Source organism: Methanofervidicoccus sp. A16 (assembly GCF_003351865.1).
Taxonomy (GTDB): domain Archaea; phylum AGJL01; class Methanococci; order Methanococcales; family Methanococcaceae; genus Methanofervidicoccus.
The window spans coordinates 1,439,661-1,465,526 of the sequence record NZ_CP022242.1 but is presented as its reverse complement, the minus strand read 5'-3'; the positions used below and the strand labels follow the sequence as shown (position 1 = coordinate 1,465,526).

Annotated in this window: 23 protein-coding genes; 10 read left to right on the top strand and 13 right to left on the bottom strand. The window is 34.9% G+C overall.

All coding sequences use genetic code 11. The annotated features are described in order from the left end of the window. The first annotated feature begins 46 nt into the window (after nucleotides 1-46). The 4 genes from pstS to tfrA all read left to right on the top strand — a co-directional run bounded on the left by pstS (nucleotide 47) and on the right by tfrA (nucleotide 5,090). On the top strand, nucleotides 47-1,237 hold the full coding sequence (pstS, locus tag CFE53_RS06685) for a phosphate ABC transporter substrate-binding protein PstS (protein WP_148121069.1): 1,191 nt from the start codon (nucleotides 47-49) through the stop codon (nucleotides 1,235-1,237). Nucleotides 1,238-1,351: 114 nt separating this feature from the next. Next, nucleotides 1,352-2,290 (top strand): phosphate ABC transporter permease subunit PstC, encoded by a 939-nt coding sequence (gene pstC, locus CFE53_RS06680; RefSeq protein ID WP_148121068.1) that lies wholly within the window; start codon nucleotides 1,352-1,354, stop codon nucleotides 2,288-2,290. After that, nucleotides 2,277-3,122, top strand: a complete 846-nt coding sequence (pstA, locus tag CFE53_RS06675) for a phosphate ABC transporter permease PstA (RefSeq protein WP_148121067.1) — start codon at nucleotides 2,277-2,279, stop codon at nucleotides 3,120-3,122. Before pstC ends, pstA begins: the two co-directional genes overlap by 14 nt. A 354-nt stretch (nucleotides 3,123-3,476) precedes the next feature. After that, nucleotides 3,477-5,090, top strand: coding sequence for a fumarate reductase (CoM/CoB) subunit TfrA (gene tfrA, locus CFE53_RS06670; RefSeq protein WP_148121066.1), 1,614 nt, complete (start codon nucleotides 3,477-3,479; stop codon nucleotides 5,088-5,090). 618 nt (nucleotides 5,091-5,708) lie between these two features. Here the strand turns inward: tfrA and nrdD are convergent. The 3 genes from nrdD to pyrB all read right to left on the bottom strand — a co-directional run bounded on the left by nrdD (nucleotide 5,709) and on the right by pyrB (nucleotide 10,877). Continuing rightward, nucleotides 5,709-8,012, bottom strand: coding sequence for an anaerobic ribonucleoside-triphosphate reductase (gene nrdD / locus CFE53_RS06665; RefSeq protein ID WP_148121065.1), 2,304 nt, complete (start codon nucleotides 8,010-8,012; stop codon nucleotides 5,709-5,711). A 122-nt stretch (nucleotides 8,013-8,134) separates the two neighbouring features. Continuing rightward, nucleotides 8,135-8,896: a sugar phosphate isomerase/epimerase family protein gene (locus CFE53_RS06660; protein ID WP_148121064.1), complete on the bottom strand. Its 762-nt coding sequence runs from the start codon at nucleotides 8,894-8,896 to the stop codon at nucleotides 8,135-8,137. A 1,075-nt stretch (nucleotides 8,897-9,971) separates the two neighbouring features. After that, on the bottom strand, nucleotides 9,972-10,877 hold the full coding sequence (pyrB, locus tag CFE53_RS06655; RefSeq protein WP_148121063.1) for an aspartate carbamoyltransferase: 906 nt from the start codon (nucleotides 10,875-10,877) through the stop codon (nucleotides 9,972-9,974). 270 nt (nucleotides 10,878-11,147) lie between these two features. Here pyrB and artE point away from each other — a divergent pair, with 270 nt between their 5' ends. The 3 genes from artE (at nucleotide 11,148) to carA (ending at nucleotide 13,620) form a co-directional block, all read left to right on the top strand. Further along, nucleotides 11,148-11,639 (top strand): archaeosortase family protein ArtE, encoded by a 492-nt coding sequence (gene artE, locus CFE53_RS06650; protein ID WP_371678297.1) that lies wholly within the window; start codon nucleotides 11,148-11,150, stop codon nucleotides 11,637-11,639. An 8-nt stretch (nucleotides 11,640-11,647) separates the two neighbouring features. After that, on the top strand, nucleotides 11,648-12,442 hold the full coding sequence (locus CFE53_RS06645) for an NOL1/NOP2/sun family putative RNA methylase (protein WP_148121061.1): 795 nt from the start codon (nucleotides 11,648-11,650) through the stop codon (nucleotides 12,440-12,442). A gap of 104 nt (nucleotides 12,443-12,546) precedes the next feature. Beyond that, entirely contained in the window at nucleotides 12,547-13,620 is a 1,074-nt protein-coding gene (gene carA, locus CFE53_RS06640) for a glutamine-hydrolyzing carbamoyl-phosphate synthase small subunit (RefSeq protein WP_148121060.1), read from the top strand. Between the two features lie 621 nt (nucleotides 13,621-14,241). Here carA and CFE53_RS06635 read toward each other — a convergent pair. Genes CFE53_RS06635 through fen form a run of 3 tightly spaced genes read right to left on the bottom strand, consistent with a single transcriptional unit; the run spans nucleotide 14,242 to nucleotide 16,361 of the window. After that, entirely contained in the window at nucleotides 14,242-14,745 is a 504-nt protein-coding gene (locus CFE53_RS06635) for a hypothetical protein (RefSeq protein ID WP_148121059.1), read from the bottom strand. Nucleotides 14,746-14,757: 12 nt separating this feature from the next. Continuing rightward, complete coding sequence (locus CFE53_RS06630; RefSeq protein ID WP_148121058.1) at nucleotides 14,758-15,369, bottom strand: hypothetical protein; 612 nt, start codon at nucleotides 15,367-15,369, stop codon at nucleotides 14,758-14,760. 23 nt (nucleotides 15,370-15,392) lie between these two features. Then, nucleotides 15,393-16,361, bottom strand: a complete 969-nt coding sequence (fen, locus tag CFE53_RS06625; RefSeq protein WP_148121057.1) for a flap endonuclease-1 — start codon at nucleotides 16,359-16,361, stop codon at nucleotides 15,393-15,395. Between the two features lie 147 nt (nucleotides 16,362-16,508). Here fen and thiC point away from each other — a divergent pair, with 147 nt between their 5' ends. Then, nucleotides 16,509-17,789 carry a phosphomethylpyrimidine synthase gene (thiC, locus tag CFE53_RS06620; protein ID WP_148121056.1) on the top strand — a complete coding sequence of 427 codons (1,281 nt, stop codon included), beginning with the start codon at nucleotides 16,509-16,511 and terminating at the stop codon, nucleotides 17,787-17,789. Here the strand turns inward: thiC and CFE53_RS06615 are convergent. Continuing rightward, entirely contained in the window at nucleotides 17,786-18,697 is a 912-nt protein-coding gene (locus CFE53_RS06615; protein WP_148121055.1) for a CBS domain-containing protein, read from the bottom strand. The genes thiC and CFE53_RS06615 overlap by 4 nt on opposite strands. A gap of 117 nt (nucleotides 18,698-18,814) precedes the next feature. Here CFE53_RS06615 and CFE53_RS06610 point away from each other — a divergent pair, with 117 nt between their 5' ends. Together CFE53_RS06610 and CFE53_RS06605 are read left to right on the top strand one after the other, a co-directional pair. Continuing rightward, the gene (locus tag CFE53_RS06610) at nucleotides 18,815-19,594 is read left to right on the top strand and encodes a MinD/ParA family protein (RefSeq protein ID WP_148121054.1); all 780 of its coding nucleotides are present in this window, start codon (nucleotides 18,815-18,817) and stop codon (nucleotides 19,592-19,594) included. A 474-nt stretch (nucleotides 19,595-20,068) separates the two neighbouring features. Further along, nucleotides 20,069-21,088, top strand: coding sequence for a deoxyhypusine synthase (locus CFE53_RS06605; RefSeq protein ID WP_148121053.1), 1,020 nt, complete (start codon nucleotides 20,069-20,071; stop codon nucleotides 21,086-21,088). A gap of 801 nt (nucleotides 21,089-21,889) precedes the next feature. On the opposite strand, the gene CFE53_RS06600 is transcribed toward CFE53_RS06605, so the two are convergent. The 6 genes from CFE53_RS06600 to CFE53_RS06575 form a co-directional block, all read right to left on the bottom strand. Continuing rightward, nucleotides 21,890-22,192 carry an FUN14 domain-containing protein gene (locus CFE53_RS06600; RefSeq protein WP_148121052.1) on the bottom strand — a complete coding sequence of 101 codons (303 nt, stop codon included), beginning with the start codon at nucleotides 22,190-22,192 and terminating at the stop codon, nucleotides 21,890-21,892. 27 nt (nucleotides 22,193-22,219) lie between these two features. After that, entirely contained in the window at nucleotides 22,220-22,915 is a 696-nt protein-coding gene (locus CFE53_RS06595) for a hypothetical protein (protein ID WP_148121051.1), read from the bottom strand. A gap of 19 nt (nucleotides 22,916-22,934) precedes the next feature. Next, entirely contained in the window at nucleotides 22,935-23,564 is a 630-nt protein-coding gene (locus CFE53_RS06590) for a cobalt-precorrin-7 (C(5))-methyltransferase (protein WP_148121050.1), read from the bottom strand. A gap of 10 nt (nucleotides 23,565-23,574) precedes the next feature. Continuing rightward, entirely contained in the window at nucleotides 23,575-25,053 is a 1,479-nt protein-coding gene (tes, locus tag CFE53_RS06585; protein ID WP_148121049.1) for a tetraether lipid synthase Tes, read from the bottom strand. Between the two features lie 102 nt (nucleotides 25,054-25,155). After that, complete coding sequence (locus CFE53_RS06580) at nucleotides 25,156-25,545, bottom strand: CGGC domain-containing protein (protein WP_148121048.1); 390 nt, start codon at nucleotides 25,543-25,545, stop codon at nucleotides 25,156-25,158. A 16-nt stretch (nucleotides 25,546-25,561) separates the two neighbouring features. Continuing rightward, nucleotides 25,562-25,804, bottom strand: coding sequence for an MTH895/ArsE family thioredoxin-like protein (locus CFE53_RS06575; RefSeq protein WP_148121047.1), 243 nt, complete (start codon nucleotides 25,802-25,804; stop codon nucleotides 25,562-25,564). Between the last annotated feature and the right edge of the window lie 62 nt (nucleotides 25,805-25,866).

Genomic DNA, 25,866 nt, shown 5'->3' with positions numbered 1-25,866 from the left:
ATATGACCTAATAGATGAATGTTAAAAAAGAATATTTGGTGATACGTTGAAGAAGGCGATAGCATTAATTTTAGGGATATTACTTATTATTCCAGTAGTATCCCTAAGTGGATGTATGGGTACTGAAGAGAAGGCCCAGTCTCAAGAGACTACTACACCTACAACCTCACCTCAAGAAACTACTCAGCCAGCAACCAAGCCTACAACTGCCCCTAAAACTATTACAATTAGAACCTCTGGAGCAACATTCCCAAAGTATCAGGTACAGAAATGGATAGCTGAGTATCAGAAGATAAATCCAAATGTAAAGATTGAATACGAAGGAGGAGGAAGTGGAAAGGGACAGAAAGACTTCTTAATGGGTCTTACACACATTGGAAGAACAGATCCACCAGTAAAAGAGGAGATGTGGAAGAAGTTCTTAGAAACTGGAGATCAGCCATTGCAGTTCCCAGAGATCGTGGGAGCGGTAGTTATAACCTACAATATTCCAGAGATTGGAGATCATACCTTAAAGTTAAGTAGGGATGTATTGGCAGATATATTCCTAGGGAAGATCGAATACTGGGATGACGAGAGAATAAAGAAGTTGAACCCAGATGTTGCAGATAAACTACCACATGAGAAAATAATAGTTGTACACAGAAGTGACAGTAGTGGTACCACAAAGATATTCACAACATTCCTAAGTATGATAAGTGAGGAGTGGGCTAAGGAAGTAGGAAGTGGAAAACTTGTAGACTGGCCAGTTGATAAGGTAGGTAGAGGAGTTGGAGGAAAGGGTAACTCTGGAGTAATCAATACATTACAGAGTACTAAGTACAGTATAGCATACACCGAATTGTCCTATACCATTGAAAATAATCTACCAACTGCTGCCATAGAAAACAAAGAAGGTAAGTTTATTAAACCAGATACAGATACAATTAAGGCAGCTGTTGCAGGTGTTAAGGCTTACATACCAGAACCTAAAGAAGGATACAAAGAAGATACAAAACAGTTGTTAGACGCCCCTGGCGAGAATGCCTATCCAATAGTAGCATTCACACACTTCCTAGTCTGGGAGAATATAAACCACAAACACTACAGTCCAGAGGAGGCTAAGGCTATTAAGGATTTCCTAAGATGGGTATTAACTGAGGGACAGAAGCCAGAGAACCTGGCAGAAGGATATGTAGGATTACCAGAAGAAGTTGCTAAGATTGGATTAAAGGCTGTAGATATGATAAAAGAATAAATATACTTTTCCTCTTTTTTTATTTTTATTTAATTTTTATTTTTAATTTTTAAAATTATTTTAATATAATATAAAAATTATAAGTTATTAACAATACAAAATTAGGTAGATAGCATGGATCTAAGGAAGATTTTACGAAGGTTCGATGGGTTTAAGATAATAACAATGCCAGCAGTCATAGTAGTATTTCTATTGTTTGTTTCAATGTTGGTATTTTACTTTGTATCCTCCTATCCAGCAATTGAGAAGTACGGTATAGATCTATTCATAAAAAATGTATGGGTTGCAGCTGAAGAGGCTAGTAAAGAAGTATACGGGTTGGCAGCACCTATTTGGGGTAGTATATACACCTCAATAATCGCAATAATATTTGCAATTCCCATTTCTGTAGCCTATGCCATATATGTAAACGACTACGCTCCTCAAAAATTAAAGTATCCTCTGATAATAATATCTGATATAATGGCTGGACTACCTACCATAATATACGGTATATGGGGGGCACTTATACTTGTTCCTATACTTAGAGATTATATCATGAAATTCTTATATGAAAACTTCTCCTTCATACCTCTCTTCAGTTATCCTCCTTTAACTGGATACTGTTATCTATCTGCAGGTATTCTTTTAGGGATTATGGTTATACCTTTTGCCTCTGCCATTATCAGAGAAGCCTATTCCATGATACCTACGGTGTATAAGGAAGGACTTTATGCATTGGGAGCAACGAGATATGAGGCTACAAAGGTTTTAGTTGGATATATTAAGCCTGCTATCCTCTCCGGGTTTATTTTAGCCTTTGGTAGGGCCCTCGGTGAAACAGTTGCAGTATCTCTGGTTATAGGTAACTCCTTTAACTTAACATATCAGTTGTTTGCTCCAGGATATACCATTTCCTCCCTGATAGCAAATCAGTTTGGAAATGCAGCTATATATCAGTATATGACTCCTACACTGTATGCAGGAGGACTGGTACTGTTCCTTATAGGTCTTATAGTTAACATAATAGGGCTATACTATCTCAAGAGGTGGAGATCTCATGTTTCGCACTGAATATAAAAAGTTAAGGGTATTAAAAGAGAAGATATTTTTAATTACTCTCGGAACTCTAACACTACTGGCCATACTGCCCCTTTTTCATATTATTATATCTATATTTCTAAAGGGGGCCCCAGTAATTGCAGAAAGGGGTTTATCCTTTATAACCGAGACTTTCAGTAATGGAGGAATCGGACCTGCCATAGTAGGTACTCTTATCTTAACATTTACAGCAACAATAGTTGGAGTACCTCTAGCATTCCTCGCTGGAACTTATGTCTATGAGTTCCCAGAGAGTCTAGTTGGTAGGGCTACTAAGGTCCTACTTCAGATAATGTTAGAGTTTCCAACTATACTTGTAGGTACCTTTATAGCTGGAGTTGTTGTATTCCCAATGGGAACCTATTCAGCCTTAGCTGGAGCCTTGGCATTGGCAATAATCCTCATGCCCTACGTAGCCATCTATACAGAGGAGGCTATGTCAGAGATCCCTAAGATATATAAGGAGGGAGGATACGCTTTAGGGTGTACAAGGGCTCAAGTTATATTTAAAATCATTACAAAAATGGCTAAAAAGGGAATACTAACTGGAATACTTATAGGTATGGCCAAAGTTGCTGGAGAGACTGCTCCCCTACTGTATACCGCTGGAGGTCTTTACGAGTCCTATCCTACTAGCCTATTTGAACCCATTGGGGCCCTTCCTCTTCTAATCTACAACCTGGTTCAAAGTCCATCCCCTGAGGATCATAAGATGGCTTGGGGAGCAGCCCTTGTTATGTTGATCATATTCTTGGGTATTTTTATCCCTATAAGGTATTCTCTAAAGAAGGACATAAGGATTTAATAAAATCTAATTCTATCAAAAATGATAAAAAAGCAATAAGAAGATAAAATTATAATGATTAGAAAAGAAAAATATAAACAGATATTTCCTACTGCTACTCTTAAATACTGGAGAAAGGTGATCCTTTAAATATCTTCCAATATTGGTATTCAGGAAAGACCCTAAGGTACTGGTTTTTACTTATTCTTTTATATTAATTGTATCAGGATTATTTTTTATTTTTTATATTTATTTTTATTTTTTTACTACATTTTTAATGGAAACTAAGATTTTATTTATATAAAGGAGAAACAATTACTTTTAAAAGATCTTATATGTTTGCCGAATACTAAATATCAAGTTCTCGGTGATACTGTGATAACAGATGTTCTTATAATAGGAGGGGGAGGGGCTGGTGCCAGATGTGCAATAGAGTGTAGTGATAAGAGGGTTGTAGTGGCAGTTAAGGGGTTGTTTGGCAAAAGTGGATGTACTGTAATGGCTGAAGGAGGTTATAACGCTGTACTGGATCCTGAGGATGACTTTGAGAGACACTTCAGGGATACTCTAAAGGGAGGAGGTTATATAAATAACCCTAAGTTAGTTAAGATATTAGTAAAAAACGCCCCAAGGGAGTTGAGAAACTTAGAGAAATTTGGAGCACTGTTTGACAGAAAAGAAGACGGTAGTATAGCCCAGAGGCCCTTTGGGGGACAGAGTTTCAACAGGACGTGCTACAGTGGAGACAGGACTGGACATGAGATAATGACGTCCCTGATGGAGTATATCTGTAAGTTGGATAATGTTACAGTATTGGAGGATGTAATGGCTATAAAACTAATAGTTAAAAATAACAGATGCTATGGTGCTATTTTTTTAGATCTCATAGATGGAAAAATATTTCCCATATATGCAACATCTACAGTACTTGCTACAGGAGGCGCTGGACAGATATATCCTATAACCTCCAACCCTATCCAGAAGGTAGGGGACGGTTTTGCAATGGCCTACTGGGAGGGGGCAGAGTTAATAGATATGGAGATGGTGCAGTTCCACCCTACAGGGATGGTAAATAGCGGTACCTTAGTCACTGAAGCTGTGAGAGGTGAGGGGGGCATACTCTATAACAGGTATGGAGAGAGGTTCATGGTAAATTACGATAAGGAGAGGATGGAGTTATCTACAAGGGATGTTGTTGCAAGGGCCATATACACCGAAATAAAGGAGGGAAGAGGTATTAACGGAGGAGTGTATTTAGATGTATCTCATTTAGGAGATGATGTTATCGAGGAAAGGTTGGAGACTACACTTAAACAGTTCCTAGATGTAGGGATCGATATAAGAAAGGAACCTATGATAGTGGCACCTACTGCCCATCACTTTATGGGAGGTATAAGGATAAACGAAAGATGTGAGACAAACATCGAGGGGTTATTCGCCTGTGGAGAGGTTACAGGAGGTATCCATGGGGCAAACAGGTTAGGTGGCAACGCCCTTGCAGATACTCAGGTATTTGGGGCGATTGCAGGGAGAAGTGCAGGGGAGTTTGTAGAGGATAGGGAAAGTCTTAGGGATGTGGTAGATGTAAAGGGTATAATTAGTAAGATAAAGGGGGAGATAGGGGAGAAGGTAGGGAGAGAGAGGGGATACTCGATACATTCACTTATAAGGGATCTTAAAAGTACCATGTGGGATAACGTATCTATAGTTAGGAATGAGAAGGGATTAAGAAGTGCTCTATCTAAGATAGAAGTTTTAAAAAATAACTTAGAAAATGTAAAGTTAAGGGGTGTATTTGAGATTCAAAGATACTTCGAATTTAAGAGTATGATAACAGTTGCAGAACTTGTAACTAGGTGTGCTTTAGAGAGGAGGGAGAGTAGGGGTGCTCACTATAGATCAGACTATCCAGAGACTAAGGAAGAGTGGAGGGGGAATTTAGTTGTATCTAAAGATGGGATAAGGTTTATAGAGGTTCCTCCTATCTAAAATGTAATACATAGTTATCTTTTTTGAACTTATCTAAAATTTATTTTATTGTGACTGGACACTTACTATAAAGATTTTAATTTAAAATAAAAAAGGAATAATATTTAAGTATTAAAAAAAATAAAGTATTCTTAGAAGTATTAAATCATCTAAAGAAATAATATCTTCGGGATTACAGTGAGCACTGAAGAAGAACGAGATTCTTATTAATGTAGTGTTTTCTCAAGTATTTTCTACATTTTTTCTTTTTTATTTTATTTCTTAATTTTTACTATTTTTTCTGCCACATATTATATTTTTAATCTATAGTGAATGTATAATTTTAGGTCATATTTTTTGAATAGAAAAGTGGTAAATAAAAAAGTTTAATTCTTTTTAAGTGTTTAAGATTTTTTTATTATTTTTAATAATTATAATAATTATAATATTATTATAAAATTATAAAATATTATTTATTTTCGTTATTTAACAAAAATTCTCAAGACATGTTTAGTATAATTTTATAATAAAATTAAAAAACTAAATAATATTTTCTTAAATACTGAAATAGGATCCATCAATGATTTATAGGATCTTTTAATCCTCTTCCTTTTTATAAAAATTATAATTTAAAATAATTTAAATCCTAGGGATATTACTCCTCCTATCTATCAACTCCCTCCTCTTTGCATCGTTCCAGTTAGAGACATTCTGTAGATAGCCAGTTATCCTACTGTACCTCTGAACATTACTACCACAATAGGCGCATCTATCCTTGAGACCAGCAATAGTTCTTCCACATCTTTCACATATACTTAAGTTCTTCGTGTAGGTCCAGAAACCAATATCAGATCTTTCTGCTATCTTCCTAGTTATCTCCATAAGTACCTCTGGATCTGAGTAAGCCTCAATATTCCAGAAGTGGGCAATATGTCCTCCATTACAGAGTGGATGGAACTTCTCCTCTATTCTTACCTTCTCTCCTACAGATACTGAAGCATCTACCCTAACATGTGAAGAGTTTGTATAGTAGAGGGTATTTGGATTGGAGAGATCTCCATTTACCACAGATTCACACTCCTCCCTATAGTACCTGTAGTCCAACCTGGCAAACCTTCCTGCAGTACTCTCTGCCGGTGTCTGGGTTACACTCCACCTTAAACCTGTCTCCTCCTTTAAGTTATCTGCATAATCTCTAATATATTTAATTACCTTCTCTCCAAACTTAAGGGCGTACTTGGACTCGTGGAGTTCCTCTCCTATGTGGTACTTGAGAAGTTCATTCAACCCCACGAAACCGAAGGTTTTAGTGGTGTTCTCGTACCTATAGTACTGCTCTCCGTTGAACTTCTGTGTTAAAAATGGCAGTATTCCTCCTTTGAGGATCCTCTCTGTTACATGGTGTTTTATATACAGTGCTCTTTTAATTATTTCCAACCTCTCATGGAGTACCTCGAATAATCTGTCGTCATCTCCCTTAGCCTCGTAACCTACCCTCGGTAGATTGACGGTGTACCACTGCATATTTCCAGTTCTCAAGGTGTCCATCTCAACGTCTCCCTTCCAGTCTCCACTTAACCTCGTCCTACAGCCCATGGCGTTTGTATTCTCCACCTGCCATTCAGGGTACATGTTTATAAAGTAAGGTATCCCCCACTTACTACTAAGTTCATGGAGTTTTACCATCAACTCCCTGTTTTCATCCTTAAATGCCCTCCCTCTCAACTTCACAATGAAGTTTGGAAATAGGAAAGGTTTCCCTACAGCGTCCCCTTCCATCATTACATCTATGAGAGCCTGTAGGATAAGTTGAGCCTCCTCCTCGTATTCCTCGTAGGTACCCCTAACATCCCCTGCAACAACAGCCTCCTTATCCCTTAAGTACTCTGGCACCTCCAACTCTAAGTTTATACTACTGAAAACTGTCTGTCCCCCTCTTGCAACGTACATCTGGTTCATCTCGTAGATAAACATCTGCATAAGTTGTTTTATCCTACTGTAGGACAGCCCCCTCATGTAAGGGGCCAACCATATGTTGAACTCGTCTATCGACTGGCCTCCACTCATCTCACACTGGGCAGCACTTAGTACCTTGGCAGCATGTTGTATTGCAACCTCTGGATGTTTTGCAGGTTTTGAAACACTTGTATGCCGTCCAGTTCCATCTACCCTTAAACCGTACATGAAGAAGTTCCTTAAGTCATGTTGACAGCATACAGGCCTTATTGCAGCGTACTCCAAGTCGTGGAGGTGGATATCTCCCCTCATATGTGCATCTGCAATATCCTTGGGAAATATCTCTAAGAGGGCGTACTGCTTCATCGTTTCGTCTGCAACCCACTTATGTATAGACTCTGGGTTGTGCATAAGGTTGGCGTTCTCCCTGCACCCCTCATTTATCAGTTTTTTAATGTCGTATATAGGGATACCTAACCTTGTATGCCTTATTCTGTACTCCTCCAACCCGTACTCTATCAACTTTGCATTTACCAGTTCCCTTATCATAGGTGCCGTGATATACTTAAGGTTAAGTTTCTTTAAAGATTTTTCAATCTCATTTCCTATCTTCTCTGCAGTTTTTCCATCTAAGCCAGTTTCATCTATGAGTTTTTTGATAATTCTGTTTTTATCAAATGGTTGAATCTCGTTGTTGGAGGTTCTAACCACTAAGTTAGTTTCCTCCCTATATTTTTCTAAGTAGTTGGTCCCATTCTCCCTGTCTATCTCTTTTAGTAATTCACATACAACTTCCTTTATTTCCCCAGTAGTTATTCCGTCGTATAACTTAGAGTGAAGTATTGCGAGGATCCTATTTATATGTCTGTAGTCAACTTGGGAGTTCAAAAGGGATTTAACTAACTTATTTACATCAAATAACTCCCTTACACCGTTCTTTTTAACAACATAGATCTTGTAACCACTGTAGTATTTACTACTTATCATCCTACCACCAGATTAAGAGATAAAAAGTATCAAAACAACTAAGGATAACTAATAATTCTAATGCTATTAATACTTTTTTTTAATTCTAAAATGCTTATTTTCAAATATTAAAAGATTTATAACTATTCTAACAGATTCTTTAGGTATTCAATACATCTGTCTATATCTCTTATACTTTTATTTTGCATCTCTATCATCTTTATACCTTTTATTTTCTTCAATCGATTCCTGTAATCTTCAAAGGGTATTTTTCCCTTCCCTATACACAGGTGTTCATCGAGATCTCCGTTGTTGTCATGTATATGAGTATGCGCTATTTTCTTCACTACATCCCTATCTAAGAAATCCTCTATATTTTTATTTAAGAAGGCATGGCCTATATCGAAGGTTATCTTTATATCACCTAGATGTTCAAAGATCTCCTTATCAGGCTCCCTGAACATGAACATACTGTAGGAGGGCATATTTTCAATGGTGATTTTAGTACTGTACTCCTCCTGAATCCTATTCAACTCCTTCAAGGTTTTTATAAGGGATTCCAAGGCCATACTGTAATCATCTTTAAATACACAGTAACCTGGATGAAGTACAAGAATAGAACTGTCTACCTTATTGGCAATCTGTAAAATATCTTTGACGAAATCTAAACTTACTAGTCTGATCTTCTCCCTAAAAGATGAAAGATTTAGATCTGTTAATGGACAGTGTAGTGTGTATTTTAAGTTGTAGGAGTCTACCACCTCGATATTCTCTTTCTTCATAATATTCATATTACCATCACATAGCAACTCAACGTACTTTACCCTTTTCTCTAAGAAGTTTAAAGCATCTGTAAGAGTTATTTTAGAGTCTAAAAATACACTACAGGATACTCCGATCTTCATAAGTACCACAACCTTGAAGCCTCGTCCTTTAGAGTAGTAAAAAAGATGAGGCTAATAAAATATAAACCCTTTTAATTTATCAGTAGAGTAGGGTATGGAATGTTTAAGATGTTGAAATCTATGAGGTCAGGGAGTAATAAGGTACTACTTTTCTTTTTATTTGGCTGTATCTAAAATTATAATTTTTTAGAATTTTTTTAATAGAAAACTTAGAACTTAATAATATTCACCTTAGTTCCCATCAAGATTGTAGTTAGAAGAATAATAAAAATAATAATCATAATAAAAAATAATAAAAATCTTAAGAATAATAACAATAAAATAATTCTGAAGGGATAGGGATAAAAAGTAAATAACCTTATTCCCATTTAAAGTAATGATTTAAATAATAAAAATAAATAAAAACTGAAAAAATATTAAAATATTATTAAAATACAATCCTTTAATAAAAATTAATAATAGCAACCTGCTAAGAAGGATCTGCTCCACTTCTATAGGTATCTTAGAGCGTCCCAGGAGGAGATTATTTATCTCTTATTTTGATTTTAATACCCTTCTTTTTATACTTTTATTTTTTATAATTATTATTGTTTTTATCAGAATTTTTTGATGGGAATTAGGGTTAATATTCACTATTTTAAAAAAGAGGAATTAAATAATAAACTATTAAATAATCCCCTAGCTAAATATTAGGAATATAAGTAAAGGATGGATTCCCAATCTTTTGCAGATTATACACACTTAAAAAAGGAGTTAACAGCATTCTTCGACTTCTCTATTGTCTAGCATTTAGATTAATTGAGTTTATTACTTTTTTAACTTTATAATTAATTATTCTCATAATTTTTATTAAAATAATAATTTAAAAAATAAAAATGTGATAAAAAAATAATAATTGTGAGATATTTTTGAAGATATTGGTATTATAATTCTCAATAAATTTCAGAGTCAAAAACTATATTTCTTCAATGTTTAGAAACAACCCTAGAAAAAATTACTCTCTCTGTTATTTTCCCATCGTCCAATAGTTTGAAGATTAATTTCTGATTTATATAATAAAATAAAAAATTTGGATCTACTCCAACAACATCTTTAATATAGCCATCCTCACTGGTACTCCGTAGAAAGACTGTTGGAAGTACTTGGCCTGTGGAAGGTTGTCTATTCTCGGATCTATCTCATCCACCCTCGGTAGTGGATGCATGACTATGAGATCCCTGTCTTTAACATGCTCCAAGGTAAGTTTATACTTCCCCTTTACCCTCTGATACTCGTTTAGATCTGGAAACCTCTCCTTCTGTATTCTCGTCACATATACCACATCTACATCTTCCAGATCTATAGTTTCCATTTCACAGAATTTTACACCCCTCTCGAGGAGATCACTTACTATCTCCTTAGGTATTCTAAGTTCTTCAGGAGATATGAACTTTATCTCAACATCTTCAAAGAGAGATAGGGCATAACATAGAGAGTGGACAGTTCTTCCATATTTCAAGTCTCCTACGAAGGCCACTGTAATCCCATCTATCCTCCCGATCTCCCTCTTTATAGTGTATAGATCAAGTAGTGTCTGGGTGGGATGCTGATTTGAGCCGTCTCCTGCATTGATCACTGGAACAGTTGAATATTCACTGGCTAACCTTGCAGCACCTTCACAGGGATGTCTTATTGTTATTATATCTACGTAATCACTTACTACTCTTATAGTATCTATAAAATTTTCTCCCTTCATAACAGAGGTATTCTTTATATCTGTAAATCCAATAACTGAGCCTCCTAGTCTTTTCATAGCAGTTTCAAAAGATAGCCTGGTCCTTGTAGAGGGTTCGTAAAATAGTGTAGCAAGTATTCTGCCCTCCATAATTTTTAAAACTTTTTTAGAGTTTAAAATATTCTCCATCTTTTTAGATTCCTCTAATATATTCAGAATTTCTTCTTTTCCAATATCTCTAATAGATATTAGATGTTTTAAACCCACAGGGATCACCGTTGAGTTTATAAGATACTATTCAAAGATTATTTAAGTGGTATCCTCTACTTTTCTTTTTCCATCTCTCTTTAAATATGTAGTTTAAAAAGGTGTTTAATAAGGATGTTTTGGAGATAATAAATAAGTTTATTAAAATAATAATATAAATAATAGAATTTAGTATCATAAAATAAGCAGACAGATTGACGATTTCCTAGGTAAAGAGAAAATAGGGGTATTTAAAAGAGGATATTAATCTTTCTTGAAGATTATAGTTAAATTAATAAAAATTATTTAGGTGTCGGTATTAATAAGAAAATCTTTATTCTGATGTTTATTGTCTACATTATAATTATATACTCTATATTAAAACCTTTAGAAAATTACTTAGTATTTACTGTAGCCTATCATAGTTGTCTACTTCTAGGGATTTTCACAGAAGTCTCCTACTATGGAGATCGTATATATCTAAATGGTATCAACATAGAGGTAATAGCTCCTTGTACAGGTGTGGTATTTATCTCTATATATTTAGCACTAATTCTCTCTCTATCTAGGGATATTAAGGAGGTATTGGCTGGATTGCCCTTACTTGTAGTGGTTTACTTTGGAAACCTTTTAAGGATAATTATAACTGGGATCTTTGGAAAGATCTTTATTAAAGAGATTTACTGGGTGCATGAATTAGCAGGATATTTAATAACACCTATCTTTTTAGTGATCGCTGCAATGATGTATCTTAAGATCCTATCTAAGATTAGAAATAAATAGGGTAAAGTATGCAGTACCTTAGGGTAAATACTTTAAAAATATCGCCACAAGAGTTAAAAGAGAGGTTAGAAAGTAAAGGAGTAGTACTGGAAAATACTTATTTAGAGTACATGTTTAAGATAATAGAGTCTCCATACTCTCCAGGTTCCACTCTGGAGTATCTATTTGGATATTACTACCTACAGGGTATATCCTCCACAGTGCCACCTCTTGTACTAAATCCCTCTAGTAAGGATATGGTATTAGACATGTGTGCAGCACCTGGAGGTAAAACTACTCACATGGCCCAGTTAATGGAAAATGAGGGCATTATTGTGGCGAACGACATGAAAAGAGTGAGGTTAAGAAGTCTTTCATCTAACATCCATAGACTCGGTATTAAAAACGTTGTAATACTAAATATGGATGCCCTTAAATTAGATAAACTTCAGATATACTACGATAGGATACTTTTAGATGCCCCCTGTACAGGAAATCCAGTAAAGGGTAGGAGTAGAAAGATTACTAAGGAGGACATAGAATACTGTTCAAGGAGACAGAAAGATATGTTAGATGTTGGTCTCAACCTCTTAAAGGTGGGAGGGGAGTTGGTGTACAGCACATGTTCCCAAGAGATAGAGGAGAACGAAGAGGTAGTTCAGTACATCTTGGATAAAAGAAACGATATCCAGTTGGTAGATATCAGTGATTTCAGGAGACGTGCCAAGGGAATAAATATTAAAGAGGGGGGAATAAAAGGAACTCTTAGAATATATCCTCCAGATGAACCCTTTTTCATTGCAAAGTTTAGAAAGGTGGAATAGTAGATAAATTAAGAAGTAGTAAGAAGGAGGTTTATTATATTACAATTAAAATTAAATATAATAAGATAACAAAAAATAGTTAAACTATATAACTGGTGATTGTCTTGTATGGAGTATTAGTATTAGAGGATGGAACTGTACTAAAAGGTAAAGGATCTGGTGCTGAAAAGGAGGTTTTAGGAGAACTTGTATTTAACACAAGTATGACAGGATACGTTGAAGTACTTACAGATCCCTCCTATAAGGGGCAGATCGTTACTATGACTTACCCTCTTATTGGAAACTATGGGGTTGAGGAGAGGTGGTACGAATCAGATGGTATTAAAGTAGAGGGTTTTGTTATAAAGGATCTAACTGGGAAGGAGTTAGATGATTTTTTAAAAGAGTACGATGTTCCAGGTATTTACCACGTAGATACGAGATTTATAACTAGGAAGATCAGATCTGGGGGAGTTGTAAAAGCCCTCTTGAAAACATCCTCTGAACCTATAGAAGACAAAGAGATTGAGGAGTATATAGAGTTGGCCAGGAGCCATAAAGATTTATCAGAGATAGATCTCGTACCTATGGTATCTACAAATGAGGTTGTTATCCATAGGGCTGAGAATGAGGTTGCTAAGTGTGTTCTTGTAGACTGTGGAGTTAAAAGAAGCATCATCAGATGTCTACTTGAAAGAAACTGTACAGTTATTCAGGTACCATACAACACACCCTCAGAGGAGATACTGAAGTACAAACCTGACTTTGTATTGATATCCAATGGTCCTGGGGATCCTGTGGCAGTTAAGGAGACTGTAGAGACCGTAAAATCCCTTATGGGAAAGGTTCCCCTTACAGGTATATGTTTAGGCCATCAGATAATTACCCTGGCTTTAGGTGGGGAAACCTACAAGATGAAGTTTGGACATAGAGGGGGAAACCAGCCTGTTAAGGATCTAGATAGAGATAAGGTACATATCACATCTCAAAACCATGGTTATGCGGTAAAAAGTGAAACACTACCTAAGGATATTGCAGTATGGAATATTAACTTGAACGATAACACAGTAGAGGGATTAATATCTAAGGAAAAAAATATCCTCTGTGTCCAATACCATCCAGAGGGAGGTCCAGGACCTCATGATGCCAGGTATCTCTTTGATGAGATGATAAAGTTAGGATTGGAAAAAGATCTATAAAAAAACTTTATCTAGAATATACAGTAGATACTCCTTATCGATTTTTCTCTTTTAACATAACTCGATTTCTCTTTTTTATACCCTAGTTCCCACCAAGATTGTGATTAGAAGGACAATAAAAATAATAATTATTATAATAAGAATAATAAAGATCTTAAGAGTAATAACAATAAAGTAAAAGGGATAGAGGTAAAAAAGTAAATAACCTTGATTCCCACCAAGTAGTGATTAAAAGGGCAATAAAAATAATCAATATAAATCATTAGATATTCTTAGGATCTTTCTGAACACTTAGATAAAATAGGAGATCTTATTCTGAATCCCCGTATTAGAGGGTATTCAGAGGGTCGTTCTCCTCTAATCTTCTTTTTAAAATGTTATACTGGGATGATAAAAGTTTTTTTATTTTTAAAACCTTTCTTTCTTTATTTTTTATCTTATTATTTTTATAATTCTTATTATTCTTTAAACTATCCTTTTGATGGGAACTAGGGTTTTTTTATGTTTACAGTATTTTTTAAGTTTTTTACTGTTTCTATCTATTAGTTTATATATGACAATCTCTCTTCGCAAAACCGTTGATAAAAGAGTATGCATTCTACAGAGATATAACGATGAGATTTAGATATCGAATTGTAGATTTTTAAGTTTGAAAACAATCTCCTTTAGATCCTGCATGTTGTTAGTTCTGATATCTTTTTTTTGAGGGAATTTGAGAATTACCTCGTCGAAAATATTTGTATTTAGGGGTTTTTTAATGAGATAGTAATACTTAGCGATGCAGTTTATTCTTGCAGTTATAATATCACTTAGATAGTTTATACATGTATACATATTACTCGTATCGTCGATAATTAGGTAGCCAGACTCTTTAGATTTTAAAAATGCAATACCCACTAAGATCTCCTCTATAGGTAATTTTATAAGTTCCTTAGATTTCAACTGCTCCCTTTTAAATTCATAAAGGGATATTGCTAAATCTTGGAGACTTTCCCACTGTAAATTAAAATCTACTCTCCCTTCTTCAATATCCTCTTTAGATATAGTCCAGAGGGGGACCTTCTTATCATCTACTATAACCCTATGTTCTAAACACCTCTGGAACAACACCTCGTATACGTCCATAACTTTCCCTATTTAAAAGTTTTTTAAATACCTCTTAAGTTCCTCTATAAGCATCCTCTCCTTAGATTCCTCTACAGGTATAAGGTAGATAAATTTAGGATTACCTGGGGTTCCCTTAAGTCCCAAGGCTATAATATCCGCCTCAGGTTTAGAGGTATAGAGTCTAACTATATTGTTAGGTGGATACGTCTTCTTATATACAGGATATACAGATTTATCTCCGTAGAAGAGTGTTCCACTTTCAGTGTCGTATTTAAAACCTTTGCTTATCAAATACTCTATAAAATCTCTGATTTCAGGATCTATCTCCAAGGAATTAATACGTTCTATCTCCTTATTTTTAAGGTTTCCATCTCCAGACTCTACAGGTATGTTCTTTGCAAAATGTATTTCTACCTCACCTGTGGTAGATTCATCTGATATCTTTATCTTCCTTTTCCTAAGATCTTTCAAGAATTTAGTTATAGATTTTTTGAATCTTTTGTATATAAGATAAAAAGTTATTAAGATTATAAGTAGTATAATAAGTGGAGATATTATTATGGTAAAAGTTATTATAAGTAGAATTATTAGTAAAATAATTAGAAGTGCTGAAAGTCCTGTAAATCTATACTCCTTGATCATTCTCTCACGTTTATATTTTATATTTAGAACCACGCCTCTAATGTAGATTGATTTCTCCTCTCATAAATCTTCTCTAACTTTTTAATATGTGGGAGTACACGTTTCTCTGAAAAGTCCATCTCATCTATAAGGAATCTCTTTAAGCCCTCTACATCTGGACGCTCCAACTTTATCTCGTAGTTATCAGTTACCTTCGGATTTTTGAATATCTCCTTTATCTCCTCATAGTTTGGAATATACTTCGTATAGAGTTTCATCCTTTTATTTTTCACAATCTCCAAAGCCTTCTTTGGGCCTATACCTTTCACACCTCCTCTGTTATAGTCTGTACCTATGAGTATCGCCATATCTATGAGATCCTCCAAGGTTATACCTAGGCATTTTAATACTTCCTCTAACTCTATCAACTCCAAGGGCTTATTTGTAGTGATGTTTCTAACAACCCTAGTGGCTCCGTAGAGGAGTGCATCGTAATCCTGGCTAACAACTCCGTAGGCGTCTCCCTTCTTTACCATATAGGAACACTGAGCCTCCCCCTCTGAAGGTGCCTCTATGTATGGTATCCCCATAAGTTTTAACAGTCTCTTTGAGTTATCTATTATCTTCGAATCTAGGTAGTTAACCCTCTTTGCATACTTGTACATCTCCTCTAGTTTTCCCTCCTCCTTCGCCCTCCTATACTCTTCTTCTGCCTTCTCCTTCATCTTTCTTCTCTCCTCCCATACTCTATACTTCAACTTGGGAGGTTCTCCATCGAAGACCCATACAGGAGTAATATTCTCTTCTAACATGTATATATTCTTGTAAAAGAGACCGTTATAGGTAGATGTGATCTCACCTTTGGAATTCCTTAAGGGACTACCATCCCTCAACCTTATACTGGATAGAAACTGATATAGGGCATTCATTCCATCTATGGCTAAGGTTTTACCCTTTAGATCCTTTAAAGTTATCTCCCTCTTTGGGATAAGATCGCCAAACTGTACTCCCATCTACTCACCGTTTTAATATTTATATTAAAAATTTTAATATATTAAATTATTAATAAATAGTTTAGGTATAAAATTTATAAATACAAAACCTTAGTAGATTATCAATTTTATATTCTTTAATTAATAATTTTAATCGTGGTGGATTTTATGACTCAGATGACAGAGGCCAAAAACAGGATAATAACAGAAGAGATGAAAGAGGTTGCTAAAAAGGAGAGAATAGATCCTGAGAGATTAAGGAAACTTATAGCCAAGGGATACGTTGTTATTCCAAAAAATATCCATAGAGATACAACACCTGTAGGTATTGGAGAGGATCTAAGGACAAAGGTAAATGTAAATATTGGAACCTCTCCAGATTGTGTAGATATAGAGATGGAGATAAGGAAAACTGAAATTGCCAATAAGTACGGTGCAGATGCCATAATGGATCTAAGTACTGGGGGGAACCTACCTGAGATAAGAAAAAGGATTATGGAACATACCAATTTACCTCTTGGAACTGTACCTATATACGAGGTGGGGGTTGAGTCCAAAAAGAAGTATGGAAGTGTAGTGGATATGGATGAGGATCTAATATTCAAGGTTATAGAGAGGCAGGCTAAGGAAGGGGTAGACTTTATGACCCTTCACTGTGGTATCACCAAGGAAACTGTGGAAACCTTGAAGAAGAGTAATAGGATAATGGGGATAGTAAGTAGGGGAGGGGCATTTTTGGCTGCCTATATCATCCACCATGGTAAGGAGAACCCTCTATATGAGAACTTCGACTACCTCTTGGAGATACTGAAGGAGCATGATGTAACTATAAGTTTAGGGGATGGTATGAGACCAGGCTGTCTATGTGATAATACAGATAGACCTCAGATACATGAACTTATCGTACTGGGGGAACTTGTAGAGAGATGTAGGGAAACTGGAGTGCAGGCCATGGTAGAAGGCCCTGGTCATATCCCCCTTAACAACATAGAGAGTAACATAAGGCTACAGAAGTCCATCTGTAAGAATGCTCCCTTCTACGTACTAGGTCCCGTTGTAACCGATATGGCACCAGGTTATGATCACATCACTGCTGCCATAGGTGGAGCCATTGCAGGATACGCAGGTGCAAACTTCCTATGTTATGTAACCCCTGCAGAACATGTTAGACTGATGAAGGAGGAGGATGTAAAGGAGGGACTTATCGCTACAAAGATAGCTGCCCAGGCTGCAGATGTTGCAAGGGGCAATAGGATAGCCTGGGAGATGGAGAGGGAGATGGCCCTTGCTAGGAAGCATCACCTATGGGAGAAGCAGTTCCAACTTGCCTTTGACAGTGAGAAACCTAAGAAGATGAGGGAGGAACTGCCCTCTTCCAATGAGAAAGCCTGTAGTGTCTGTGGGGATCTCTGTGCCCTGTTGATAGCGGAGAGTATATTCAAAGATTAATCCCTTATATTTTTCAGTATCTTGTTAAAGAGTGCCCCTCCAATAAGTTTTAAAACATCAGTCTTCGTAATAATACCTACAACCTTTCCATCCCTATCTACAACTATCAACCTGCCTACATCCTTCTCCTCCATAAGCATAAGGGCGTCGTATATCTTCTTATCTGGAGTTATGGTAACAGGATCCTTTGACATCACCTTCTCCACAGGTTCATCCTCCATACCCTCGGAGATTGCATGGGCTAAATCATGATGAGTAAATACACCGACTAACTTACCCTCAGATATAACAGGTACTCCACTTATACTGTTCTCATATAGGATTTTGGCAGTATCCTTTATCTTCGTAGTAGGTTCTATCCATATAAGTTTATCCTTAGTAGCCACAGTCTCTACTTTTATATTGGGGACACTTGCAACCCCCATAACATTTATAAGGAGTATATGATTTATATCATCCCTACCTATAACCTTACCAAATACTACGATCTTGTTGTGATATGTGGGACCTACCCTTATTATATCTCCTTCCTTGAACAACCTTGTATCCCCTCTTATCTGTATCATGGAGGAACAGGCTTTCTCATGGGCTACAGTGTCGAAGATTATTTTCTCGACACACACACCTTCAACCTTTTTATTCCCCTTGTATATAGGTACTTCTATAGTATCTTTATATGTTAAACCTAATGCCTTGTAGGTATTGCTTGTGGGAATATACCCTCCCCTAGGGCCAGGTACTCCATCTACCAAGTTCAGGGCTTTCAGAGCCTGCATCTGATTTCTTATAGTTCCAGGATTTCTATTCAACCTTTTTGCTATCTCAGTTCCCTTAACAGGTCTATTTTTTTCCTCGTAGATATTAATCAACTCTTGAAGTATCTCCTTTTGAATTACAGTTAGGTCCATAAAGGGCACCCTTTTAATATCAGTAAAGACTATTATAATTAATACCAAATATTATAAATTATATAAATTCACTATATATTTAAATATCTTTGTTTATAATATCCATTCGGGGGTAATATGAAGATAGGATTTTACAACATACAAGGAGGCACAGGGAAAACTACCCTTGCTATAAATATTGCATATTACATAAGCAGTATTATAAAAACAATATATGTAGATTGTGATATATACGGTGGCAACAGCGCTTTATTTTTCAATATAGAATCTGATCCAAAGACAATAAATACTTACTTAAATGGAATGTATACGATAGATGAAGTTATACACGAATATGAGGATCTTTCCCTAATAGTTAGTGATTCTACTCCTAACGCATTCAATACAGATTTCGATATAAGAAAATTTATAGATCTGATAAATTATATCGATGAAGAGTATGAGGTAGTTATACTCGACTTACCTCCAAACATCACTGAGGGGAATATACTCTTTTCCAACGAGGAACTCTCCTGCAAGATGATAGTAGTGGGTGAAGATAGTGTACCAGGAATAAGTGGGACATTAAAAACCTTAGAGTTATTAGATGCCTTAGGTATCGAAGTAATTGGTACTATTATCAACAAGGATAGGGATATTGTAAGTTATGAAGATGTAATAGACAATATTATTGCAATACTGCCCTACGATGAAGAAGTAGAGGAACATTGGATTAAAGGAGAACCAATAATAAAGAAGAAAACATCTTTTGGGAAAGAACTAAGTTTCTTAGCTAGAGAATTAGCAGAGTCTTATATTGAGAAAGATCTAGCCACTATGAGGGCTATAAAGATAGCAAAAGAGTTTAAAAGTCAAATATTGGGAAAAAGTGGAGAAGAAGACGAAGAATATATGTAATCCACTCTTTTGTTCCAATATTTTATTGTGCCCCAATTCCCATCAGGATTGTGATTAGAAGAATAAATAATAAAAATGATTATCATAATAAAAAAATAATAAAAGTCTCTAAGAGGAATAATAAAATTAATAAAATTCTGATAGATGTAAAAAACAAAATATAACCTTTTGGACACTGAAAGAAACAGGTAGGATTACTTTTTAATTTTTTTAGTTTTTATTCTTATTTCTTATTTTATTATTATTTTTATATTATCACTGGTGGGAACTAGGGTTTTATTATATTTTAATAGGAAACTTTTTATCTTGTTTATGGAGATTTTAGACACACTCTTATGAAGTTACTAATATAGTCAAATCTTAACAAATTTAATATGCACTTACACCTAGTAAGTTTTAGGATAAAAAACCTCTTTAATATCGTCTCTATTTCTAACATATTAGAAAGAAAATAAAAATTATTTTTGTGATAAGATGGAGAAGAAGGTAAAGGAGGTAGTACTTAAGGAGAGTAAAGACATCCAAGGTTTAAGTGTAGAGGGTCCCTGGTTAGAGGAAAATATAGATCTATCAGATATCGTAGGAAACTACTACAAAAGGATTGGATTTCAGGGAACACAGCTTGGAAAGGCTATTGAAATATGGAAAGAGGTAGAAAGAATAAGGGAGAAGGATAGGAAAGAGATCACGGTATTTATGGCATATACATCTAATATGGTATCCTCTGGATTGAGGGAGATTATAGCCTATCTGGTAAAACATAGAAAGGTAGATGTGTTGGTAACTACCGCTGGAGGTGTTGAGGAGGACTTTATAAAATGCATAAAACCCTTTCTTATTGGAGATTGGCACCTTAATGGGGCAAAGTTGAGGGAGGAGGGGATAAACAGGATAGGAAATATACTAGTTCCAAATGATAGGTATATTGAATTTGAAAAGTATATGAGAGAGTTTTTCGAATACCTGGAGGAACTACAGGAGAGGGAGAATAAAATAGTATCTACAAGGGAGTTCTGTTATAAGTTAGGAGAGTTAATAGATAAAAACTTCGAAAAAGATGTAAAAGAGCGATCTATACTCTACTGGGCCTATAAGAATAACATTCCTATATTCTGTCCTGCAATAACTGACGGTTCCATAGGAGATATGCTCTACTTCTACAAGGTGGAGAAGAGATCAAAGTTAAAAATAGATGTGGCTGAAGATGTTGTAGAGTTGAACAACATGGCGGTATACTCTAAAAAGACCTGTTGTATAGTTTTAGGAGGTTCCCTTCCAAAACACAGTGTAATAAATGCAAACCTCTTTAGAGAGGGAACTGATTACGCTATATATATAACCACAGGAGTCCCTTGGGATGGTTCTCTCAGTGGCGCTCCACCAGAGGAAGGGATATCCTGGGGGAAGATCCAAAAGAGGGCAGACTACGTGGAGATCTGGGCAGATGCTACCTTGGTATTTCCACTGTTGGTGTACTGTGTGTTTAAAAAGTAGTTAAAAAAATAATAATTTCATAATTATCATAATAAAATATATAGGAAATAAAAACTAAAAATCTTATAATAATAAACAATATAAAAAAATAAATTTTAAACCTTAATTCCCATCAAAGTAATGATTTGAATAATAAAAAATAATAAAAACTGAAAAAATATTAAAATATTATTAAAATATAATACTTTTAACAAAATTAATAATAGCAACCTGCTAAGAAGGATCTGCTCCACTTCTATAGTATCTTAGGGCAATCTTAGGAGATTATCTCTTATTTTGGTTTTAATATCTTCTTTTTATATTTTTATTATAATTAACTTTTTTATTATAATTATTGCTATTCTTATCAGGATTTTTTGATGGGAATTAGGGTAAATTTTAATTATTATCCTCCCAACCTACTTTAAATATAAAAAATGAAAAATGATTTCTGTTAACCTTCTTTTATAATACGGAACTTATACTGATAAGGGAATTTGTTCTTTTATTTAAGTGTTATTATTTTTTATTAAAAATCTACAACGATCATTTTTTAGTGCAATATTTTTGTTATTAATGACTGTAATAAAAAACCTTGCTATCAGAGTGTTTCTAAACAGTTTAAGATGTAAGAAAGGTATTCTATCATTAATCTATCTGTTTATACACCTTTTTAAAATTTGTATTCGATTAGATAAATTTTTTATTTTATTAAAAAAAGATTTTTGTTATTCTTAGTTTAATTATTTTTATAATTTTTATAGACTTTTAATAATAATTTGGACAAATTAATAAAAGTATTTCTAGACGTTTAACAAATATCTACCCTTTCTTAAATCCTACCATAAACCCTGCTACAAATCCAGTACCTAAGGAAATGGAATGGATCAACCCTACCATCTCCCCTCCAAAGTATACAAGTGAATTTCCTACACTTCCCAACAGTCCTAAGAGAGCATCTTTATTTATAGTGATCACTCCAAGTTTCGCCAGATATAGCAAACTTAAGACATAAAGGGCTATTAGAGCGACAACGATTTTTAAGGCTACCTTTACCCCCCATCCTACAATTACCCCACTTATAAATCCAACACCTAAATCAGGTAAGAATTGAAGAATATCCATACTTATCCCCTTTTATTTTTATAATTTTTAATGTATATTTCCTATACTTGTTAGTTTGTCTATATCTAATATATTAGCCTCCATCTCCATATTAATAAGTATCAGATCTCCTTGAATCTGAACGTTAAATTCTCTAACTTTAACATCTTTTATATTCTCTATCTTATTCTCTATCATTCTTTTTAACATATGTTCATCCCTTAAAGTGTCTGGCAACTCCTCTTTTTTTATTACTATGTTAACGTAGGCGGTATTCTCTCCCTCAAACCTAATACTTTTAACAAGGTCTTTAGAGTATACCAGTATATCTCCAGGTGGCACCTCCATAGAGGTATAATAAACAGGTTTTCCTACATATCTGGAGTTTATAAATACAAAACCATTCTCTGGATTTATATATTCAAGTTCATCTAGTAGATTTAGGGATTTGACTATTTTCAATAAATACCACATAGGTGTCTTAATAGCCTTCTCTTCAGGGTTTTCCAGATTGATGTATACTCCATCCACGAAGAAGAATAAAAAGGAAGGTACGTGGACACCGGAGGTTTTAACAACTTCAGGTAGTATATTTTTATCTATATATATAAACTCTGGGTATGGACTGTTCTCCACTATACTGTTAAAAGATTCTTCAGCGTTTACTAAATTTATACTCTGTACAAAAATGAAGAGTATTAAAATAGATAGAAGGTACTTTGTTCTACTATAGAGTTTAAACATAACCATCCCCCTATTATTCTTATTCCATAACACACACTAAAAGATAGGATAACTCCAAATCTAGGACATCCTTCAACCTACACTCTATTATCCTCTCATTAGGATATGTTAGATTTTCACATATTATTATTTTTCTATTTACATCTACTCCATTTTCTATTAGATACTTTACATCATCCTTTAGATTTTTATTAGGTAAAAAGATCACCTTTTTATTATCTTTGACAAGTTCTAACAGTAGTTTTCTATTCTCCTCCTTTCCATGGAGGGTGACTATATGATAATCCTCCCAGGAGATTTTAAGTTTAGAGGCTGCAACTTGGATGGAAGAGATACCAGATATAACCTCTATGTCATCCTTATCTACTATACTATATTTTAATAGGGTCTTTAACAATCCACTGAAACAGGGATCTCCTGTTGATAGTATGGCAATACTTTTGTTCTCTCTCTTACTATAGTCTATAATCTTTTTTAAATCTTCTACAATATTTTTTGATAAAATATACTTTCTATTCTCCTCAATATCGAAAAGTTCCAACGCTCTACTACTACCTACCACTATGTCAACGTCCCTTACAGTTTCAACAGCCTTCAATGTAAGGTACTCTTTACATCCAGGTCCTATACCTACAATGTATATTTTCATAATTATCTTTTTAATTATCTTTATTTTTATTATTTTTATTGAACATTAAAGGTCTGTGGATGGTATTGAAGGTACAGAAAGGTATGACCCTCCCATCTGGAATGGCGTAGTGGATACAGCACCTTTCACATCTCCTTATATCGAAGTTATAGGGATCCATAAAGTGCATACAACTTATCATAAGGAGGTTATGGTGTAACTTGGCAAGTGAATTGTAGTTACCTTTCAATATCCCTATTATAACGTTGGCAAAATTTTTTACATTGATACTTTTAGGTGCCTTTTCTCTATCAATTAGTTTCAATATATTTATACTTAGATCTAAAACAGATCTAATTTTACCCTTTTTTGAATCTTTTAACTCCTCATTTTTCTCCCTTATAATCTCCAAAAAGCCCTCAACATCAAAGAACCTTGTAATAGGGATCATCTTACCATCTTCAACGAATACATAGGTGGATACTCCACAGTGTTGATGGGATCCTAAAATAGGTTTTTTCATATTTGATATACTTTCAACAAATGAAGATATTGGAGCAACAACAGGCACTGGATAGAAGTCGTCCCTAGAGATCTCTCCGTTAGTTTGCTCTTCAACTAATTTCATAAAGTCGGGAATTGTTATCCTACTCTCAAGTCTCTTCTTCTCATCTGTTCTGCCAGTAAAAGAGACTGGTTGAAAGTTAACACCTCTAACAACGTCAAAATTTTCAACTGCATAGTTTATTATATCTCCAACCTCTCCATCGTTAACTCCCCTTACTAAGGTAGGAACGAGAACTACACTGTTGAATCCTACCTCTCTACAGTTCTCAATTACCTTCATCTTAAATGGTAGAAGGTTCTTTCCTCTGGCAATTAAATAGGGTTTCTCTGACATTCCATCAAATTGGAGATAGATTGTAGATAAACCTGCCTCTTTAAGTTCTCTTAAATACTCTTTGTTTTTTAACTTTATACCGTTTGTAGCCAATTGGATATGTAGAAATCCCATTTCCTTGGCCAACTTTATAATATCGAAGAGGTCCTTCCTCAGTGTAGGCTCTCCCCCTGCAAACTGTATGGCGGGAGTAGGTGGAATCTCACTTCTTAAGATCTCCATCATCCTCTTTACTTCCTGAAAAGTTGGCTCATAGACTACCCCAGTTTTACCTGCATTTGCAAAACATATGGGACAGTTCAAATTACATCTGTTAGTTAAATCGATATTTGCAAGTACAGTTGTTGTTTTATGGTTGGGACATAATCCACAGTCGTATGGACAGCCTTTTTCTGTCTTACTATGGGTTACCTCAATACTACTTATATACTGATAACTGTTATACTTCTTATATAACTCTGCATCACCCCAGTAGATATCTCTAAATTTTCCATGTTCAGGGCATGTTTTTTCTATAAATACCTTACCATCCTCTTCGTAGAGGGTGGCAGGGATCTTTTTATAACATTTAGGGCAGATAGATACTGTTGTGCCTACAACCTCCTTCATTATACATCCCTCAAAAAAGTTTATAAAATAAGTTTTAACAATAATTATATAATAAATTTAATTATAATTAAATAAAAAAGATAAAATAATAATCCAATCTTTTTACTCTTTTTCCTCATCTCCACAGGTACATACTACAATATCTTTTTTTATAGCCTTATGTGTGCCCAATACTATAGGAATCTCCAACTCCCTCATTAACTTTTCAGTAATTTTTTCAATATCTATATATGGACATTTAGGCTCTAAAAGAGTGCAGTTTGCTATATGGACAGCCTCTGCATCACAGGCATTTTTAAGGAGTTTTATTCTAGATGGGAATCTCTTACCTGGACACCCTCCACAGGTGGTGAATGCCACTAACTCCACATCTTTGTATCTTTCAAAGGCTCCACTTTTTTCATTTATAGCCTTAAAACAGGATACACATGCTTCCTTTCCAGGACATCCTGCCATAACCATCTTTTCACATGCTATTATTCCAACCTTCATAATATCACCATCATCTTTAACCTTCTAGATACTCCTTTAATCCTCTCTTTACATCCTCTACAGTTGGTATCTTCCCCTCAAATACTACGACATCGTCAAAAACCACCCCTGGAGTAAGCATTACCCATTCAGATATCTCGTCTATGTTTTCAACCTTTATAATTTCTGCATCTATACCTAACTCCTCTACAGCCTTCTTAACATTCTCATAGGTTTTCTTACACTTGGGACATCCTGTTCCTAGTACTCTGATTATCACATTATCACCAGTTATTTTTTCCTTTACCTACAATCTATTGTCGCTAAAAATTTTTATAATTT